Raw genomic sequence first — 15,449 nt, 5'->3', positions numbered from 1 at the left:
CGCTGATGGCGCGCGCGATCGACCTGGACGCCGTCGTCAAGGGCGTGCTCGACGGGAAGCGGGCCGCGGTCGCCCGCGCCATCACCCTCGTCGAGTCCACCCGCGCCGACCACCGGGACCTCGCCCAGCGGATGCTGGTCCAGCTGCTGCCGCACGCGGGCGCAGGCCGGCGGATCGGCGTCACGGGCGTCCCCGGCGTCGGCAAGTCCACCTTCATCGACGCCCTCGGCACCATGCTCACCGGCCTCGGCCACCGGGTCGCCGTGCTCGCCGTCGACCCGTCCTCCACCCGCACGGGCGGCAGCATCCTCGGCGACAAGACGCGCATGGAACGCCTGGCCGTCGATCCCGCCGCCTTCGTCCGGCCCTCGCCCACGGCCGGCACGCTCGGCGGCGTCGCCAGGGCGACCCGCGAGACCATCGTGGTGATGGAGGCCGCAGGTTACGACGTGGTGCTCGTGGAGACCGTCGGCGTCGGCCAGTCCGAGACCGCCGTCGCCGGCATGGTCGACACCTTCCTGATGCTCACCCTCGCCCGCACCGGCGACCAGCTCCAGGGCATCAAGAAGGGCGTCCTCGAACTCGCCGACCTCGTCGCCGTCAACAAGGCCGACGGCCCCCACGAACGCGACGCCAAGTCCGCCGCCCGCGAACTCGCCGGCGCCCTCCGCCTCCTCCGGTCCCCGGACGCCGCCTGGAACCCGCCGGTACTGACGTGCAGCGCCCGCGAGAACACCGGCCTGGACGTCCTCTGGGAGCGGCTGGAGCAGCACCGCAAGGTCCTCGACGCCACCGGCGAACTCGCCCGGCGGCGCAGCGACCAGCAGGTCGAGTGGGCCTGGTCCATGGTCCGCGACCAGCTCCTGGGCGAACTGCGGGCCCACGAGGGAGTCCGTGCGGTGACCCCGAACGTCGAACGGGCCCTGCGCGACGGCACATTGACGGCGACGCTGGCGGCGGAGCGGATCCTGGGGACGTTCCGGGGGCGGTGAGCGCGGGCCCGGCCGCGGGGGAGTGCCGATTACCCTGGCGGAATGACGATGCGCAAGGCCGCCCCCGTGAACGTCGACGCGATGCTCGACGACCTCAGAACGCTGGTCGACGTCGAGTCCCCCTCGCGCGACGTCGACGCCCTGACGGCATCGGCCAGGACCGTCGCCGCCGTGATCGGGAGCCGCCTCGGCGGCCGGGCCGTCCTCGTCGACAGCGACGCCGGGCCGCACGTCCACTGGTCGGGCGGCGGCACTCCCCGCGTGCTGATCCTCGGCCACCACGACACGGTGTTCCCGCTCGGCACCCTCGCCCGCCGTCCGTTCACTGTCGAGGGCGGGCACGCCACCGGCCCCGGAGTCTTCGACATGCTGGGCGGCCTGGTCCAGGCCGTCCACGGCCTGGCGGCACTCGACGACCTGTCGGGCGTCGAGATCCTGGTGACCGCCGACGAAGAGGTCGGCTCCCGCTCCTCCCGCGCCCTCATCGAGGAACGCGCCCTCGCCTGCGGCGCCGTCCTCGTCCTCGAAGGCGCCGCCGAGGGCGGAGCCCTGAAGACCGGCCGCAAGGGCTGCGGCACCTTCCGGGTCTCCATCACCGGCCGGGCCTCGCACGCCGGCCTCGAACCGGCGGCCGGCGTCAACGCCCTCGTCGAAGCCGCCCACCAAGTCCTGCACATCGCCGCACTCGACCGCCCCGAGTCCGGCACCACCGTCACCCCGACCGTCGCCTCCGCCGGAACCCTCGACAACGTCGTCCCCGCGGAGGCGACCGTCGTCGTCGACGTCCGCGTCGGGACGGCCGACGAGAAGGAACGCGTCGAATCCGCCTTCGCCGCCCTCACCCCCCACGTCGAGGGTGCGCTGATCACGGTCCAGGGGGCTGTCGGCCGTCCGCCGATGCCCGAGTCGGCATCGGCCGAGCTCTTCGCCCTGGCCCGGCAGTTGCTCCCCGGCCTCGACGGCACGGAGGTCGGCGGCGGCAGCGACGGCAACTTCACCGCCGCACTGGGCGTCCCGACCCTGGACGGCCTCGGGGCGGTCGGGGGAGGGGCCCACGCCGACCACGAGTACGTGCTGATCGACGCCATGGAGGAGCGGGCGCGGCTGGTCACCGGACTGGTGAACGCGATCCGGGAGGCGTAGGCGGAGCGCTCAACGAGGCGAGAGTGCTCAACGAGGGCTCCGCAGACCGGCGATGACCATGTGGATCAGCAGCTCGTAGCTCTCCTCCAGCTTCTCCGGAAGCCCGAAGGCCCCCTCCGCCTCCAGCACGGCGAAGCCGTGGAGGGCCGCGCGGAGGCAGCGGGTCGCGTGGACGGCCGCGGAGTCCTCCATGCCGTAGGCGCGGAGCGTGGCGGACACGATGTCGAGGAGCCGCTGTCCGGCGGCAGCCGTCCGGGGGGCGGGGCGGTGGACGAGCACGGCGTAGCGGTGGGGGTGGTCCTGGGCGTAGGCGCGCCAGGCGAGCATGAGGGCGCGGATCGCCTCGTCCGCGGAGCGGCCGAGGACGGCCCGGCCGACGCGGTCGGCGATGTCGTTCATGATCCGGGCGGACATCAGGTCGCGGAGCTCGGCGAGGTTGCGCACGTGCTTGTAGAGCGACGGGGTGGCGACCCCGGCCCGGCCGGCCACGGCGGACAGAGTGAGGGCGGTGGGGGAGTCCTCGTCGACGAGCCGCAGCGCGATGTCGACGACGGCGTCCGGGGACAGCGCGGCCCTAGGCACGGGCGGCCTCCCCGAGGAAGGCCAGCACGGCCCCGGCGACGCGCTCGGGGTACTGGACGTGCGGGTAGTGACCCGCGCCCTCGACCATCTCCAACCGCCCGATCCCGTCGGGCAGTTCCGCCACGATGCCCTCGCCCTCGGCCCGGGGGTCGGCCCAGTCCGGGTCGAGCGTGCCCTGCACGATCAGCACCCGGCACCGGACGGCGGCGAGCCGCGCGCCCGCGTCGGTCGGCGCCGACATACCCATCCTCCCGACGACGGCCATCCGGCCCGGCCTGCGCAGGTCGGCCTCCACGGCGGCGACGTGGGCGGCGAACCCGGCGGGCCTCGCGCCGGGGTACGCGTGGTGGAGGTAGCGCTTCCACAGCCCGACGCTGCGCAGGAGCCCGGCGCCCAGGAGCAGCGCCAGGCCCTTGCGGTAGCGGGAGTTGGAGAACAGGGCGCCCGCGTCGATCTTCTGCGCCCGGGTGAACGGGCAGATCCCGACGACGGCGTTGACGAGCCCGGGCTCCTCCGCCGCCGCGATCACGGCGGCCCCTCCCGCGAACGAGTGCCCCACGACGACGGCCGGCCCGCCCAAGTGCCGCACCAGGGCCAGCAGATCGCCCGCCACGTCGGTACGGGACCAGGACGTCCAGCCGGTGTCCGACCCGCCGTGCCCCCGCAGATCCGTACGGACGACCCGGAAACCGGCCGCCACGAGCCGGTCCGCCAGGCCGCGGTACGCGTCCCTGTTGTCGCCCATGCCGTGGGCGAGGACGATCAGCGGGCCCTCGCCGGCGGTCTCGTAGGCGATCCGTCCGCCGGGGACGGTCAGGTACTCGGGCATGGCGTCTCCGAAGCAGCAGCTAATATTTATAGCCGAAAAGCTAATGTCATTAGCCAGAGTTCGTCAAGGCCGTCGGGCGTGCCCTTCCTGCCGCTCCGGCCGCGTCCGGACCGCACCTTGCTCCCGGGGCGGCGCGTCCCGCCGCGAGGCCGAGCCGCACGGCGTGGTCTGCTTCAGCCGCCACTCGTACCTGATCGCCTGGGACCGCGGCCGCGACGCCCGGCCCGCCTTCCGCGTCGACCGCCTCATGCCCCGGCCGCCTTCGCCGAGCACGAGCCGGCCGTCGGCCGGGGAGACCTCCACAGCCCCGGTGTGGTCGTGGCGACGGCCGCGACGGCGGCGACGCACAGCAGACCACCACTGACCAGGGACGTCACCCCTGACGTGGCATCGGCGACGAGGCCGCCCCGCATATTGCCGACGTCGGGCCCGGCCTGGCCGATGACCTGTTCCACCGAACCGGCGCGGCCCAGCAGTTCGTTCGGCGTGTGCGATTGGACGATGGTGCTCCGCGTCACCACGGACACGGTGTCGGCCGCGCCGGCGACCGTCAGGAAGAGCAGCCCGAGCCATGGCTCGGCCGACAGGCCGAACAGGGCGAGCGCCGCTCCCCAGGTGGCCGATCCGGCGAGCATGGTGAGGCCCGGCCTCGGGAGTCCGGTGAACGTTCCCGAGAAGAGGGACGCCGTGACGCCTCCGGCGGCCAAGGCCGTCATGAACAGCCCCAGCGTACGGGGGTCGTCGCCGAACCGCTCGGCGTTGATCAGGGGGAACAGGCTCAGTGGCATCGACAGGACGGTCGCGGCCAGATCCACCAGGAGCGCGCCGCGGACCACCGGGGTGCGGGCCAGAAAGGCCAGACCGTCCAGCACCCCCCGCGCCCCCGGCCGTGCGGGCGCGTCCCCGGGGAGCATGGGCGGCAGGCCGAAGGCACCGCAGAGCGCGGCGAGGAAGGTGAGCGCGTCGACGAGGTAGCACCCGGCGACGCCCGTCGTGCCCAGGGCCAGCCCGCCGAGCGCGGGTCCCACGAGCATGGCGCCCTGGAAGGACACCCGGTTGAGGGCGAGCCCGGCGGCGAGCTGGTCGGGGGGCAGGAGGCGCGGGACGAACGTACGTGCCGCAGGGCCGCCGCCCGCGACGAAGCAGGACTCCAGGGCGACGATCACCAGGACCACCGCGATCGGGGCGTGCCCGACGAAGGCCTGCACGGCCAGGAGCAGCGAGCACACGAATTGGCCGGAGGTGGCGCACAGGTAGAGCTTCCGCCGGTCCACACGGTCGGCCAGGGAGCCGGCGAAGAGGCCCAGCAGGATCACAGGAACGGCCTGGGACAGGCCCACGGCGCCGGTCCAGGCCGTACTCCGCGTCTCTTGCCACACCTGGAACATCACAGCCACGAGAGTCATTTGGCCGCCGAAGCCGGACAGGGTCCGCCCGATCCACAGCCTGCGGAACGGCGGGGACGTCCGCAGCGGACGGACGTCCAGCAGGGCGCGCCTCACTCCCACTGGGGGTCCTGCGCGAGCCTGTCGGTGATGCGGTCGTGGAAGCTCCTGCGCCGCAGGGCTTCCTCGATGTCGGCGACGGCCCGGCTGAGGGGGTAGGGGATCTCGGCCTCGATCTCGGCGACCGCCGCCTCGGTGGCCCGCCATTCCGCCGCCAGCCGACGGGCGATGCGCCGGGCCTTGGGTGTGAGGGTCACCTTCTTGCTGCGGGAGTCGTCACCCGCGGTCGTCCGTACGAAGCCGGCGGCGCGCATGGCGGCCACCTTCTGGCTGAGTGCCGAATGGGTGCGTCCGACGGACTCGGCGAGCTCGGTGATGGTCATCGGGCCGAGGGCGTGGAGCCGGAGCAGTTCCAGCACGAAGCTCGGCTTGAGCCCCTTGATCTGCTGCTCCGCGTAGACCCGGGCGATGTCGGCGTCCATCCGCTCCTGGAGGCGGCGCAGGGGCCGCCACGCGCTGTGGTGTGTGGGATCGAGCGGCTGTTCGTCGGGTTCAGGCATGGGCCAACTGTAACAGCGCTTATAACAGTGCTTGTAAGAGTCGGTGGTCTGCTCATGCGGTCCCGGAATCGGTATCGGTTCGTGGCCGCCCGTACGGTCGACACCGCGCTCCAGCGGGAATGGGGCTGACGTGTACGTGTCACGCAAGGAGCCATCATGATCCATGGTGTCGACGTCAGCAGCTACCAGAGCGAGAACTACCCCGTCGCCGGACAGGACTTCGCCTTCGTCAAGGTCACCGAGGGCATGTCCTACACCAACCCCAAGTGGGTCGCGCAGCGCGACCGGGCCCGGGGGGCCGGGCTGGTGGTCGGGTACTACCACTACGTCACCCCGGGCTCGATGTCCGCTCAGGGGAGTCGTTTCCTCGGAAAAATCGCGCTACGGGCCGGCGATGTCCTCGCGCTCGACTGGGAGCACACCGGTGTCTCCTGCGTGGACGAGGACCGCTGGCTCGACCACGTCCGGGCGAAGGCACCCGGCCACCGCGTCGTCCTCTACTGCAACCGGGACTTCTGGTTCCACCGCGACACGACGAGCAGAGCCGGCGACGGCCTCTGGATCGCCGACCCCGACCACGCCGCGGGCCGGCCCGGGGTGCGACACCCCTGGGTCTTCCATCAGTACGCCATCTCCGGCGGCCTGGACCGCAACGTCGGCCGTTTCGCCAGCCGTGCGGAGCTGCGCTCCTGGGCGCGCCGCGAGGCTCAGGCGGCCCCCGCCTGAGCCAGCACCGGCACCAGCCCGTCCGGGCGTTCGGCCACCGGGCGCGGTTCCACGAGACGCACCGTACAGCCGACGGCCGCGGCGCCCCCGTCCGCGTGGGGGTTGTCCCCGACCATCAGAACGTCCTCGGGTGCCCGCCCTATCGCGCGGCACGCGGTCAGGAAGAGCCGGGCGTCCGGTTTCTGCACTCCGTGCTCGTACGAGAGCACGTACGCGTCCACGAGGCCGTGCAGCCCGTGCGCCCGGAAGACCGGCCGCAGGTCCCAGCCGATGTTGCTCACCACGGCGGTGGGTATACCCCGGCGCCGGAGCCCGGTGAGGACATCGACGGCGTCGGGGTACGGCTGCCAGGCGCCGGGCTCCATGTGCCGCTCGTACAGCGCGTCGTACAACTCCATTGCGGGGAGCGGCACTTCGTGCGCCACCCCGACGTACGCGGCGCGGTGGTCCGCGGCGCTGCTGTCGCGCCGGGCCCATACCGCGGCGAGCCGCGGGGGCACGCTGCGGGGCGACGGCCCGCCGGGCTGAGCGCCTTCGGTGGCCAACGCGGCGGCGAGGCGCGGGAGTTCGCCGTCGCCCGGGCGCAGGCCGCAGCGGTCGAACGCGTGGCGCAGCCAGGATGTCGGGGACTCGATGCGGAAGAGGGTTCCGGAGAAGTCGAAGAGCACGCCCTTGACTGTCATGGGCGCCAGTCTGCCAGGCGGCCGGGCGGTGGGGTGCCGGGTTGGCTGTCCAATCCCGCTGCACCGTAGGGACGTTGTCGTACTTCGGGTTCGGTTCCTCGCGCACCGGGCCGGAGAGCGCGGGCCCGCAGATCTCTCCGGTGCGCGGCGGTGGCCGCCGCCCGCGAGCGGTGCGGCGCTGCCGGTCACGGCAGGTGACGGCCTCCGCCCGTTGCTGCCCCGCCTGCCGTCCGCCTACCGCCCGGCGGCCGGGCGGTAGGTGCAGACGTTGACTCCCGTGGTGCTGGTGACCGTCGAGACGAGCTCCAGCGTGCGCAGGACGCCGTCGTCGGGGAAGAGGGACTTCCCGCCGCCGAGGAGCACCGGCATGACCATGAGCCGGAGCTCGTCGGCCAGGCCTTCGCCCAGGAGGGTCCGGGCGAGCGTGGCGCTCCCCATGACCAGCAGGTCACCGCCCTCGGCCTCCCGCAGCTCCCGTACCCGGGCGACGGCCTCGTCCCCGGGGATGCGCGTGGTGTTGGCCCAGGTCAGGTCGGCGTCGCGCAGTGTTCGGGACACGACGTACTTGGGGAGGGCGTTCATCCGGTCGGCGAACGGGTCACCGGCGCGTCCGGGCCAGGCCGCCGCCATGGTCCGCCAGGTGCGGCGTCCGAAGAGCAGCGCCTCGGCCCGCGCGGTGGCATCGTCGAAGGCGCCGCCCACCACCTCGGGGTCGAAGAACGGGTGGGACCAGCCGCCGTGCGCGAAGCCGCCGTCGGTGTCCTCGTCGGGTCCGCCCGGCGCCTGGACGACTCCGTCCAGGCTCATGAACTCACTGATGACGATGCGCATGGGTCCTACTCGCCTCTTTCGTCGCGCCCCGCCCGGTCGGGGCACTCGCCTCGGAGGCGTGATCATCCACCATCAAGATCACTCCGGCAAGGAATCCCGGGCCCCCGCCGCGTGGTCCTCCTCCGCGGCCCCCGCGTCGGACGGTTCGGATTCCGCTGCCGGGAGCAGGGCGCCGAGGACCCACGGCATGTGCTGCCGGTCGACGACGATGGTCACCCGCTGCTCGCCGTCGCGGCAGTCCGCCACGAGGGCGTCGGCCGGCATCCCCTTGAAGCCGGTGGGCAGCTGCGGATCCGTCCGGTGCGGCAGCCGGACGCGCTCCACGGCGAGCGTGCGCGGCACGGGCCAGCGGGCGACGCGGCCGGCCGGATCGGGGGTCGCGACGAGCAGGCCGGGGCCGGCCACCAGACGGTCGTAGCCGTGCACGTGCTCCGGGATGTCGCCGGCCAGCCACGCCCGGAAGTTCTGTTCCTTGTCCGGGACGACGGGAGTGACCCCGACCGTGTCGTCGGATCGCGCCCGCCGGCCCCTGCGTATCTGCATGACGGCCACGATACCGACCGCGGCGGGGGCGGCGACGGCGGCTCCGGCTCCGGTGATCCGGACCGCTGTTTCCCGTGTTCCGCGAACAGAACGGCGAATGCCCCGACGCGCGGATCCGCGGGCGAAGACCAAAACCCGCAACTCGTCCCGCGGGCCCGCGCCCGGACCGTAGCGTGCGACCGGAGTCCGACAAGCAGGAGGAACTGTCGTCATGAGCGAAGGCCGTGTGGAACAGGTGCGCATGGTGCGGGCCGAGCAGAAGCGGTTGCGGCCGCTCAAGCCGGAGTCCATGAGCGTGATGATCGAATTGCTGCGCGCCGGACTGGAGTTGGAGGAACCCGGAGTGGTGCCGGTGCTCAACCTGGGCACGATCATGGGGTTCGAGGCCGAGCGCGGCGGGGACGGCCTGCGCGCCCTGGCCTTGTCGCTGGCGAACCTGCTCACCGGCATGGCCCACGACTTCGCCCGCGTCAGCGGGCACACCGCGCAGGAACTCGTCGACTTCTACCAGACCGAGCTCATGGCGGTCATGGCAGACCATGGCCCACAGGATGCGGCACAGCAGACTTCCGCGGACGAAGCCGACGGCGACGAGCAGGAGAACGAGCAGGAGGCCGAGCAGGACGAGCGGGCCCGGCAGCGTGCCTGGGTCCATGACCGGTTGCAGCTGGCCGCCCTGGAACCGTACGCGGCGCGCCAGGTCGTCCAGCTGATGACCAGGCTCACCGACGGCGCGGAGCACGACGTCCCGGAGGAGGCGCTGTCGACGGTGGACGAGGTGGCCGCGGCGCAAGGGTGGAACGGGGTGAGGGTCCTGGCCGTGTCCCTGGCGGGGTGGGCGTACGAGTCGGTCGAGCGCACCGCGAAGGTGTCGGGCTCGCCGATGGCGGAGGCGGCGAAGGGCGTCCGGCCCGTGTTCTCGTCCTGGCCCGTTCCCGGTATCGACGGCTCCATGGGGTGAGCAGGTGGCTCTCCGAGTACAGGTCCGGTGGCCGACAGCGGCTCAGTGCCCGAGACTCTGAGGTGAGCCTCACAAGAGCCTGTTGGAGGAAGCCACATGGCGGCAGACCGGACAGTCAACGTCTTCTTCAGCCTCGATGTCCCGTCCGGACTTCTCGACGCCCTGGCCGACCTGCAGACAAGCCACCAGGAGCGCGTCGAACCGCAGCAGCGCGAGCACATCCACATCACGCTGGGCTTCGTCCATGACGCCGATGCGGCACGGCTGGCCGACGCGGCCGCGCTGGTGAGCGGGCGTACGTGGCCCGCCCCGGTCGTCCGGCTGACCGGTGAGGTGCGGCACGGAAGCTGGCAGCTGCGGAAGAACCCGTCGTACCGCTACGACGACGAGCTTGTCCAGAAGCAGGAACAGATCCGGCTCGGCGTCGAGCACACGCCCGAGCTCGGCGAGATCTACGCCGGGATCACAGAGCCGCTGGGGATCGCGGAGGACGGGTTCTGGCCGCACGTCACTCTCGGCCTGGCACGGGAGGACCTCCCCGTCGGCGAGGTGAAGGCCATGGACCTGCCGTCGGCCGGGGAGGTCGCCCCCGGCCTGAACCTGCAGCAGGAGCTGTCGGTGACCGACTTCAGGATCCTCGTACGCAGGGAACTCGCCTGAGCCGACGCCCGGACCGGGCCGAGGCCGACTGGGCACCGGTCCGGGGCACCGCGCGGTACCACGCGGCACGGTCGGTTCAGAAGGTGAGCAGGATCTTGCCGAGTACGCCGCCTGCCTCGAACCGCTCGTGGGCGCCGCGGACCTCGTGGAACGGGTAGCGGTGCGCGATGCGCAGCCGGAGCGCGCCCTCGTCCACGAGGGCGGCGAGGTGGGCGAGGTGGTCCCGGTTCTCCTGGACGTAGCTCATGGCGGCCCCGGGAATGTCGGGCAGGGGGTGGTCGGCGATGGAGACGTACCGTCCGCCGGGGGCGAGGGCGGGGCCCGCGGCGGTTCCCGCGGTGTCCAGTACCGCCGTGTAGGTGTGGCGGGGGAGGTCGGCCGTGCGGTGCCAGGCGCGGTCGGCGCCGAGGTCCCGGGCCGCCTGGAGGTGCCCGGGGCGCGAGACCAGGGCGTCGACGGTTGCCCCGGCGTGGCGGGCGAGCTGGACGGCGATGCCGCCCACGGCACCGGCCGCGCCGGTGATCAGGACGTGGTCCCCGCTGGTGACCGCCGCCCGGTTCAGGGCCTGCAGCGCCGTCACTCCGGCCAGCGGCAGTGCCGCGGCGTCCGCCAGCGGAACGGTCGTGGGGGCGGTGGCCAGCAGCCGGGCGGGCAGGGCGACCTGTTCGGCCCAGGTACCGAGGCCGGTGGCGATCTGCGCGGACATCGCGATCACCCGGTCCCCGGGGCGGTAGCCGGGGTGGTGGGAGGCGGTGACGACGCCGGCCAGATCCCACCCCAGGGTGGCGGGCAGCTCGGGCCCGACCTCCCACGCGCGGGTCTTCCAGTCCACCGGGTTCAGGCTGCTGGCGACGGTGCGGATCAGCACCTCGTCGGCGCCCGGAACGGGCGGGGGAACCTCCTGGACGGACAGGGCTTCGGGCCCACCGTGGCGAGCGATCCGGATCGCGTACATCGCGACCTCCTCTATGGGTGAGTGGATGGGGAATCGGGTGCGGGCGAGGGGGCGGGGGATTAGGCAGCCGTGGGGACGTCGGACGCGGCGCCCGGCGCCGACGTCCGCGTACGGGGCAGGACGAGACGGGCGAGGGCCAGACCGATCAGGCTCAGCACCGCGCCCGCCAGGCCGGTCCAGCGCAGGGCCCCGGCGGCGACGAGGGCTCCGCCGATGAGCGAGCCGGCCGCGGCGCCGAGGTTGAAGGCGCCCACGTTGACGGAGACGGCCAGGGTCGGAGCGGTGCCCGCGTGGCGCAGGATCAGCCCCTGGAGCGGGGCGATGGTCGCGGTGGCGAGCAGGCCGAGCACCAGGACCGCGGCGACGGCGGTGGGCTGCCACACCACGGCGAACGGGATGAGGAGGAGCGTCCCCGTCAGCCCGCCGAAGACCCCGCGTACGGTCGCGCCCACCGACCTGTCGGTCAGCTTTCCGGCGGTGAGGTTGCCGGCGAAACTGCCCGCGCCGTAGGCGAGCAGCAGGCCGGAGACCGCCGCGGCGGAGAAGCCGGAGACGCGGGTCAGCAGCGGGGCGATGTAGGTGAACACGGTGGCGACCCCGGAGAAGCCCACCGCGGTGGTGGCGATGGCGAGCACGACCGGCCGGCGCGTGACCACACGTATCTCGTCCCGCAGCCGCGTGGACGGCGCCTCCCGCCGGGGCAGCACCGCGGCCAGAAGCACGGTGCCCGCCAGGGCGAGAGCGGTCAGCACGGCGAACGGAGCCCGCCATCCGGCACCCTGCCCGAGCAGCGCGCCCAGGGGCACCCCGAGGAGGGTGGCCACGGTGAAGCCGGAGGCGACGGTGGCGATGGCCGAGCCCGTCCGTTCCGCCGGGACCACCCGGGTCGCCGTCACCAGCGCCAGGGCCAGGAAGGCGGCATGGCTGAGCGAGGACACCACGCGGCCCACCAGGAGCAGGCCGAACGAAGGCGCCGCGGCGCTGATCGCGCTGCCCGCGGCGAACAGCAGCATCAGCCCGATGGCGAGCCCCTTGCGCGGCAGCCGCGCGGTCAGCAGGGCCATGACCGGCCCTCCGGCCACCACGCCGAGCGCGTACGCGGTGACCGCTTGGCCGGCCGTTCCCACGGAGACGTCCAGGTCGGCTCCGACCTGGGGGAGCAGCCCGGCGATCAGGTACTCCGAGGTACCCACGACGAAGACGCTCGCGCACAACGCCGCAAGCGTCGCGAAACCCTTGTTCACGGTCATGCCGCAGACGCTAAAGTCTCATATCGATATGAGAGTCAAGCCGGGCGGACCGTGCCCGCGCGACCACTGTGGAGGTCCTTGTGCGCATCGGAGAGCTGTCCCGGCGGACCGGCGTTGCCGTGTACCTGCTGCGCTACTACGAGGAGCAGGGCCTGCTCCATCCGCAGCGGCGCCCCAGCGGATACCGGGAGTACGCGGAGGAGGACGTCGCCGTCGTCCGCCGCATCCGCAGCCTGCTGGCCGCCGGCCTGAACACCTCGACGATCACCACGGTCCTGCCGTGCCTGCGGGACACCGGCGACCGTCTCGTCCCCACCTGCCCGGACCTGCTCGGAGACCTCTACCAGGAGCGCGACCGCATCGCTCTGGCCATCACCGACCTCCAGACGTCCATGGACGCGCTCGACGACGTCATCGCCGCGGCCCCGGCCGATGTCACCCGCCGGGCGCTGACGGCGCGCGGCGCGTAGCCGGCCGCCGCACGGGCGCCGCATTGTCCGTCACACGGCATCAACCCGCCACCACTGCTGGGACTGGTAGTTCTTGCCCCACAGCTGCGCCCGCGCGCCGTCACCGGGCACGTTGTTGTCCCGGTCAAGGACGGTGTCGCCGCCGCTGTAGTACAGGTTGTTGTAGATCGCGAGATCACCCGAGAGCGTGAACCACCGCTGCTGGGCGGACCCGTTGCACTGCCACAGCTGCACCCTGGTGCCGTTGTGGCCACCGCCGTTGGTGTCGGCGTCGAGGCACATGCCCCGGAAGCGGGAGCTCTCCAGCGCCCCGTTCTCCCAGGAGATCCACGCCTGTTGGGCGCTGAGGTTGCACTTCCACACCTGCACCTTGGTGCCGTTGCCGCCCGCGTTGGCGTCCGCGTCGAGGCACTGCCCGGGAGTCGGCCCGTAGAGGCTGGTGATCCTGACGACCCCGGCCCGGACTCCCTGTCCGAGGGTGCGGGCGCCGTCGGGGTTCGCGCGGGGCGGGGTCACGGTGATGGTGCCGCCGTGCGCCGGTTCAGGGGTTCGGGGCGTGGCAGGGGTGGTGGCGGTGGCCGTGGCCGCGGCAAGCCCTGCTCCGGTGAGCAGCGCGGTTGTCAGCGCGAGACCGATGACGACGTGTCTGCGGGGCATGGACGATCCTTCCTGGATCTCCGAGGAGCGCGCAACATGTCGGGGCCATGCCTAGTCGGTGCGGCGGTGGCCGTCCATACGCCGAACCGGCCACCTGCCCTCGGACCGGACACGCCTCAGGACGGCAGAGGTGTCCGGCGGATGAAGGACCACCCGTAGCGGTTGCCCTGCCAGATGTCGGCACCGGTGACGTACCTGGCGTTCCAGGAGTGCCAGTACAGATAGTCCATCNTGCCCTCGGACCGGACACGCCTCAGGACGGCAGAGGTGTCCGGCGGATGAAGGACCACCCGTAGCGGTTGCCCTGCCAGATGTCGGCACCGGTGACGTACCTGGCGTTCCAGGAGTGCCAGTACAGATAGTCCATCCTCGGGGACGGAGGCCCCCGTCGAACGCTCCGGAACACGCCAAACGGAGATCCCGCGCCGGCGGCCGACCGCCGTCGCGCCTCTGCCGGACATCAGCCTCCGGGCCTCGAGTTCCGGAGGAACATGCGCTCGGCAGGCGGACACTCCCGGGCCCGGTCGGACAGACACAGCGGGCCGGAGTGCCCGGACGGGGCGGGTCATGAGCGCGGTCATCGGGCTCACCTCTTCGCCGGGTGCGGACGGCCACGCTGCATGAACGCAGGTCAGGAAAGGCCGCGGGCCCGGATTACCGTACCGTCCTCCATAAGACACTCGACGATGTGCGAGAGCATGCTCGCGTATGACGTGAATGCCTCGGAAAGTGAACCAGTGCCCGACGTGCCCTCGTTGTACGCGTCCATGGCGTCTTCGTCGCACAGGTCGAAGATCTGGACATCGTCAGGGGTGCCCAAGTCGGCGGCCAGCAGGTAATTTACGCCGGTTTCGGCGCCCAGGATCGGGTAGCACTCGGCCCCGATTCCCAGAATTTCGCGTTCCTCGTCTTGCAGATAGCCAAAGAAGTTGTCCATGTACCAGAGGTTGATGATGCCGTCTTCGTCGCCGTCGGTGCGATCCGAACGCGGGTTCCACTCGTCGAATTCGTCGAAGCGGACCTGGACATCGGGACCGGGCCCGGACAGTACTTGCCGGACCTGCCGCAGCCAGGGTGGCAGGGTGATCGCGTTGCGTCGNTCCACATGGTCGAGCAGCACTTCGTCGTCGCGGTAGAAGGTGATTCCGGGAAATCGTTCCACGAACACGCGCAGCGCGGCTTTTTCCTCCTCCGGCAGCGATGAGTGGTTCACCCAGTCGATGGCCTCGTCTGCCGATCCCGTGACGCGGTGGGCCGCGTAGTCGAAAGTGTCGTACGTTATGGACAGAATGCCGTTGGATGTGTCGTGTGAGTCGGCGTTCGGGTGGTTGGGCACGGTGGACCTACCTGGCTGGGTCGTTGGAGTTGCCGACGACTGTACTTCACTACTGCGGCACCCGGTTGACGTCGGTCACGGACCGGCGGAATCCTCGCGAATCGGTTTTCGCACTAAAGCCGCGAGTGCCGTGAAGTCGAGCCGGGATTAACAGTTCTTGACAATTCCTCACCTCGCCGGACGATCCGCAACGGCCGCTGCCCCCCGTTCGCCATCGGTCCACCGGACCCGCCGAGGGCCGGTCAGCCCGCCCGCCGGCGCACGTCCGTGGATGCCTCCGTATCGGCGCTCGCCCGAGGTGCCCCGGCTCGGACCACGTCCACGTGTCACCTGATCCGTGCGGGGGTGCCAAGCAGGATCAGGAAAGGCCGCGGGCCCGGATTACCGTACCGTCCTCCGTGAGACACTCGACGATATGCGAGAGCATGCTCGCGTATGACGTGAATGCCGGGAAGACATAACCGGTGCCCGACGTGCCCGCGTGGCACGCGTCCATGATGTCTTCGTCGCACAGGTCGAAGATGTTTGCATCGTCAGGAGTGCCCAAGTTGGCGGCCAGCAGGTAGTTTACGCCGGTTTCGGAGCCCAGGATCGGGTAGCACTCGGCTCCATTCCTCAGCAGGTTGTGTTCCTCATCTTGTAGATAGCCCAAGAATCTGTCCATGTACCACAGGTTGATGACGCCGTCGTCGTCGCCCTCGGTGTGATCCGCGCGCGGGTTCCAGTGGTCGAATTCGTCGAAGCGGACCTGGACATCGGGACCGGGCCCGGACAGTACTTGCCGGACCTGCCGCAGCCAGGGTGGCAGGGTGATCGCGTTGCGTCG

18 protein-coding genes are annotated in these 15,449 nt (G+C 71.8%); 7 read left to right on the top strand and 11 right to left on the bottom strand.

Features of this window, described 5'->3' with window-relative positions; translation table 11 throughout:
- The first annotated feature begins 5 nt into the window (after positions 1–5).
- Positions 6–992: a methylmalonyl Co-A mutase-associated GTPase MeaB gene (meaB, locus tag HN013_RS03885; RefSeq protein ID WP_171162970.1), complete on the top strand. Its 987-nt coding sequence runs from the start codon at positions 6–8 to the stop codon at positions 990–992.
- Positions 993–1,034: 42 nt separating this feature from the next.
- Positions 1,035–2,135: a M20 family metallopeptidase gene (locus tag HN013_RS03880; protein WP_171162968.1), complete on the top strand. Its 1,101-nt coding sequence runs from the start codon at positions 1,035–1,037 to the stop codon at positions 2,133–2,135.
- Positions 2,136–2,162: 27 nt separating this feature from the next.
- Here HN013_RS03880 and HN013_RS03875 read toward each other — a convergent pair whose 3' ends face one another.
- Both HN013_RS03875 and HN013_RS03870 read right to left on the bottom strand, forming a co-directional pair.
- Positions 2,163–2,717 (bottom strand): TetR/AcrR family transcriptional regulator, encoded by a 555-nt coding sequence (locus HN013_RS03875; protein ID WP_171162966.1) that lies wholly within the window; start codon positions 2,715–2,717, stop codon positions 2,163–2,165.
- Positions 2,710–3,546 carry an alpha/beta fold hydrolase gene (locus HN013_RS03870; RefSeq protein WP_171162963.1) on the bottom strand — a complete coding sequence of 279 codons (837 nt, stop codon included), beginning with the start codon at positions 3,544–3,546 and terminating at the stop codon, positions 2,710–2,712. The genes HN013_RS03875 and HN013_RS03870 overlap by 8 nt, the downstream gene beginning before the upstream one ends.
- Here HN013_RS03870 and HN013_RS03865 point away from each other — a divergent pair.
- A complete protein-coding gene (locus HN013_RS03865) occupies positions 3,545–3,910 on the top strand; it encodes a WYL domain-containing protein (RefSeq protein ID WP_171162961.1) in 366 nt (121 codons plus the stop codon). The genes HN013_RS03870 and HN013_RS03865 overlap by 2 nt on opposite strands.
- Here HN013_RS03865 and HN013_RS03860 read toward each other — a convergent pair.
- Positions 3,792–5,054 (bottom strand): MFS transporter, encoded by a 1,263-nt coding sequence (locus HN013_RS03860; RefSeq protein WP_171162959.1) that lies wholly within the window; start codon positions 5,052–5,054, stop codon positions 3,792–3,794. The two genes, HN013_RS03865 and HN013_RS03860, sit on opposite strands and share 119 nt — an antisense overlap.
- Entirely contained in the window at positions 5,045–5,551 is a 507-nt protein-coding gene (locus HN013_RS03855) for a MarR family winged helix-turn-helix transcriptional regulator (protein WP_171162957.1), read from the bottom strand. Before HN013_RS03855 ends, HN013_RS03860 begins: the two co-directional genes overlap by 10 nt.
- 156 nt (positions 5,552–5,707) lie before the next feature.
- Here HN013_RS03855 and HN013_RS03850 point away from each other — a divergent pair, with 156 nt between their 5' ends.
- A complete protein-coding gene (locus tag HN013_RS03850; protein ID WP_171162955.1) occupies positions 5,708–6,277 on the top strand; it encodes a glycoside hydrolase family 25 protein in 570 nt (189 codons plus the stop codon).
- Here the strand turns inward: HN013_RS03850 and HN013_RS03845 are convergent.
- The 3 genes from HN013_RS03845 to HN013_RS03835 all read right to left on the bottom strand — a co-directional run bounded on the left by HN013_RS03845 (position 6,259) and on the right by HN013_RS03835 (position 8,334).
- Positions 6,259–6,960, bottom strand: a complete 702-nt coding sequence (locus HN013_RS03845; RefSeq protein ID WP_171162953.1) for an HAD family hydrolase — start codon at positions 6,958–6,960, stop codon at positions 6,259–6,261. The genes HN013_RS03850 and HN013_RS03845 overlap by 19 nt on opposite strands.
- 234 nt (positions 6,961–7,194) lie before the next feature.
- Positions 7,195–7,791 (bottom strand): dihydrofolate reductase family protein, encoded by a 597-nt coding sequence (locus tag HN013_RS03840; protein WP_171162951.1) that lies wholly within the window; start codon positions 7,789–7,791, stop codon positions 7,195–7,197.
- Positions 7,792–7,869: 78 nt separating this feature from the next.
- A complete protein-coding gene (locus HN013_RS03835; protein ID WP_171162949.1) occupies positions 7,870–8,334 on the bottom strand; it encodes a hypothetical protein in 465 nt (154 codons plus the stop codon).
- 211 nt (positions 8,335–8,545) lie between these two features.
- Here HN013_RS03835 and HN013_RS03830 point away from each other — a divergent pair, with 211 nt between their 5' ends.
- Positions 8,546–9,295, top strand: coding sequence for a hypothetical protein (locus tag HN013_RS03830; RefSeq protein ID WP_171162947.1), 750 nt, complete (start codon positions 8,546–8,548; stop codon positions 9,293–9,295).
- A 96-nt stretch (positions 9,296–9,391) separates the two neighbouring features.
- On the top strand, positions 9,392–9,955 hold the full coding sequence (locus HN013_RS03825; RefSeq protein ID WP_171162945.1) for a 2'-5' RNA ligase family protein: 564 nt from the start codon (positions 9,392–9,394) through the stop codon (positions 9,953–9,955).
- A gap of 76 nt (positions 9,956–10,031) precedes the next feature.
- Here the strand turns inward: HN013_RS03825 and HN013_RS03820 are convergent, their stop codons facing one another.
- Together HN013_RS03820 and HN013_RS03815 are read right to left on the bottom strand one after the other, a co-directional pair.
- Positions 10,032–10,910: an NADP-dependent oxidoreductase gene (locus HN013_RS03820; protein ID WP_171162943.1), complete on the bottom strand. Its 879-nt coding sequence runs from the start codon at positions 10,908–10,910 to the stop codon at positions 10,032–10,034.
- A gap of 59 nt (positions 10,911–10,969) precedes the next feature.
- Positions 10,970–12,160 (bottom strand): MFS transporter, encoded by a 1,191-nt coding sequence (locus tag HN013_RS03815; protein WP_212763930.1) that lies wholly within the window; start codon positions 12,158–12,160, stop codon positions 10,970–10,972.
- Positions 12,161–12,240: 80 nt separating this feature from the next.
- Here HN013_RS03815 and HN013_RS03810 point away from each other — a divergent pair, with 80 nt between their 5' ends.
- A complete protein-coding gene (locus HN013_RS03810; protein ID WP_171162942.1) occupies positions 12,241–12,630 on the top strand; it encodes a MerR family transcriptional regulator in 390 nt (129 codons plus the stop codon).
- Between the two features lie 30 nt (positions 12,631–12,660).
- On the opposite strand, the gene HN013_RS03805 is transcribed toward HN013_RS03810, so the two are convergent.
- Complete coding sequence (locus HN013_RS03805; RefSeq protein WP_171162940.1) at positions 12,661–13,287, bottom strand: RICIN domain-containing protein; 627 nt, start codon at positions 13,285–13,287, stop codon at positions 12,661–12,663.
- 1,694 nt (positions 13,288–14,981) lie between these two features.
- Complete coding sequence (locus HN013_RS03795; protein ID WP_171162936.1) at positions 14,982–15,287, bottom strand: hypothetical protein; 306 nt, start codon at positions 15,285–15,287, stop codon at positions 14,982–14,984.
- Positions 15,288–15,449: the final 162 nt, after the last annotated feature.

Source organism: Streptomyces sp. I05A-00742, assembly GCF_013055795.1.
Lineage (GTDB): Bacteria > Actinomycetota > Actinomycetes > Streptomycetales > Streptomycetaceae > Streptomyces.
This window is presented reverse-complemented; position numbering and strand designations above follow the sequence as displayed.

Coding starts and splice junctions, on each gene's coding strand:
- meaB (WP_171162970.1), top strand. CDS start 6: ATGGCGCGCGCGATCGACCTGGACGCCGTCGTCAAGGGCGTGCTCGAC.
- HN013_RS03880 (WP_171162968.1), top strand. CDS start 1,035: ATGACGATGCGCAAGGCCGCCCCCGTGAACGTCGACGCGATGCTCGAC.
- HN013_RS03865 (WP_171162961.1), top strand. CDS start 3,545: ATGGCGTCTCCGAAGCAGCAGCTAATATTTATAGCCGAAAAGCTAATG.
- HN013_RS03870 (WP_171162963.1), bottom strand. CDS start 3,546: ATGCCCGAGTACCTGACCGTCCCCGGCGGACGGATCGCCTACGAGACC.
- HN013_RS03855 (WP_171162957.1), bottom strand. CDS start 5,551: ATGCCTGAACCCGACGAACAGCCGCTCGATCCCACACACCACAGCGCG.
- HN013_RS03850 (WP_171162955.1), top strand. CDS start 5,708: ATGATCCATGGTGTCGACGTCAGCAGCTACCAGAGCGAGAACTACCCC.
- HN013_RS03845 (WP_171162953.1), bottom strand. CDS start 6,960: ATGACAGTCAAGGGCGTGCTCTTCGACTTCTCCGGAACCCTCTTCCGC.
- HN013_RS03840 (WP_171162951.1), bottom strand. CDS start 7,791: ATGCGCATCGTCATCAGTGAGTTCATGAGCCTGGACGGAGTCGTCCAG.
- HN013_RS03835 (WP_171162949.1), bottom strand. CDS start 8,334: ATGCAGATACGCAGGGGCCGGCGGGCGCGATCCGACGACACGGTCGGG.
- HN013_RS03830 (WP_171162947.1), top strand. CDS start 8,546: ATGAGCGAAGGCCGTGTGGAACAGGTGCGCATGGTGCGGGCCGAGCAG.
- HN013_RS03825 (WP_171162945.1), top strand. CDS start 9,392: ATGGCGGCAGACCGGACAGTCAACGTCTTCTTCAGCCTCGATGTCCCG.
- HN013_RS03820 (WP_171162943.1), bottom strand. CDS start 10,910: ATGTACGCGATCCGGATCGCTCGCCACGGTGGGCCCGAAGCCCTGTCC.
- HN013_RS03815 (WP_212763930.1), bottom strand. CDS start 12,160: ATGACCGTGAACAAGGGTTTCGCGACGCTTGCGGCGTTGTGCGCGAGC.
- HN013_RS03805 (WP_171162940.1), bottom strand. CDS start 13,287: ATGCCCCGCAGACACGTCGTCATCGGTCTCGCGCTGACAACCGCGCTG.
- HN013_RS03795 (WP_171162936.1), bottom strand. CDS start 15,287: ATGGACAGATTCTTGGGCTATCTACAAGATGAGGAACACAACCTGCTG.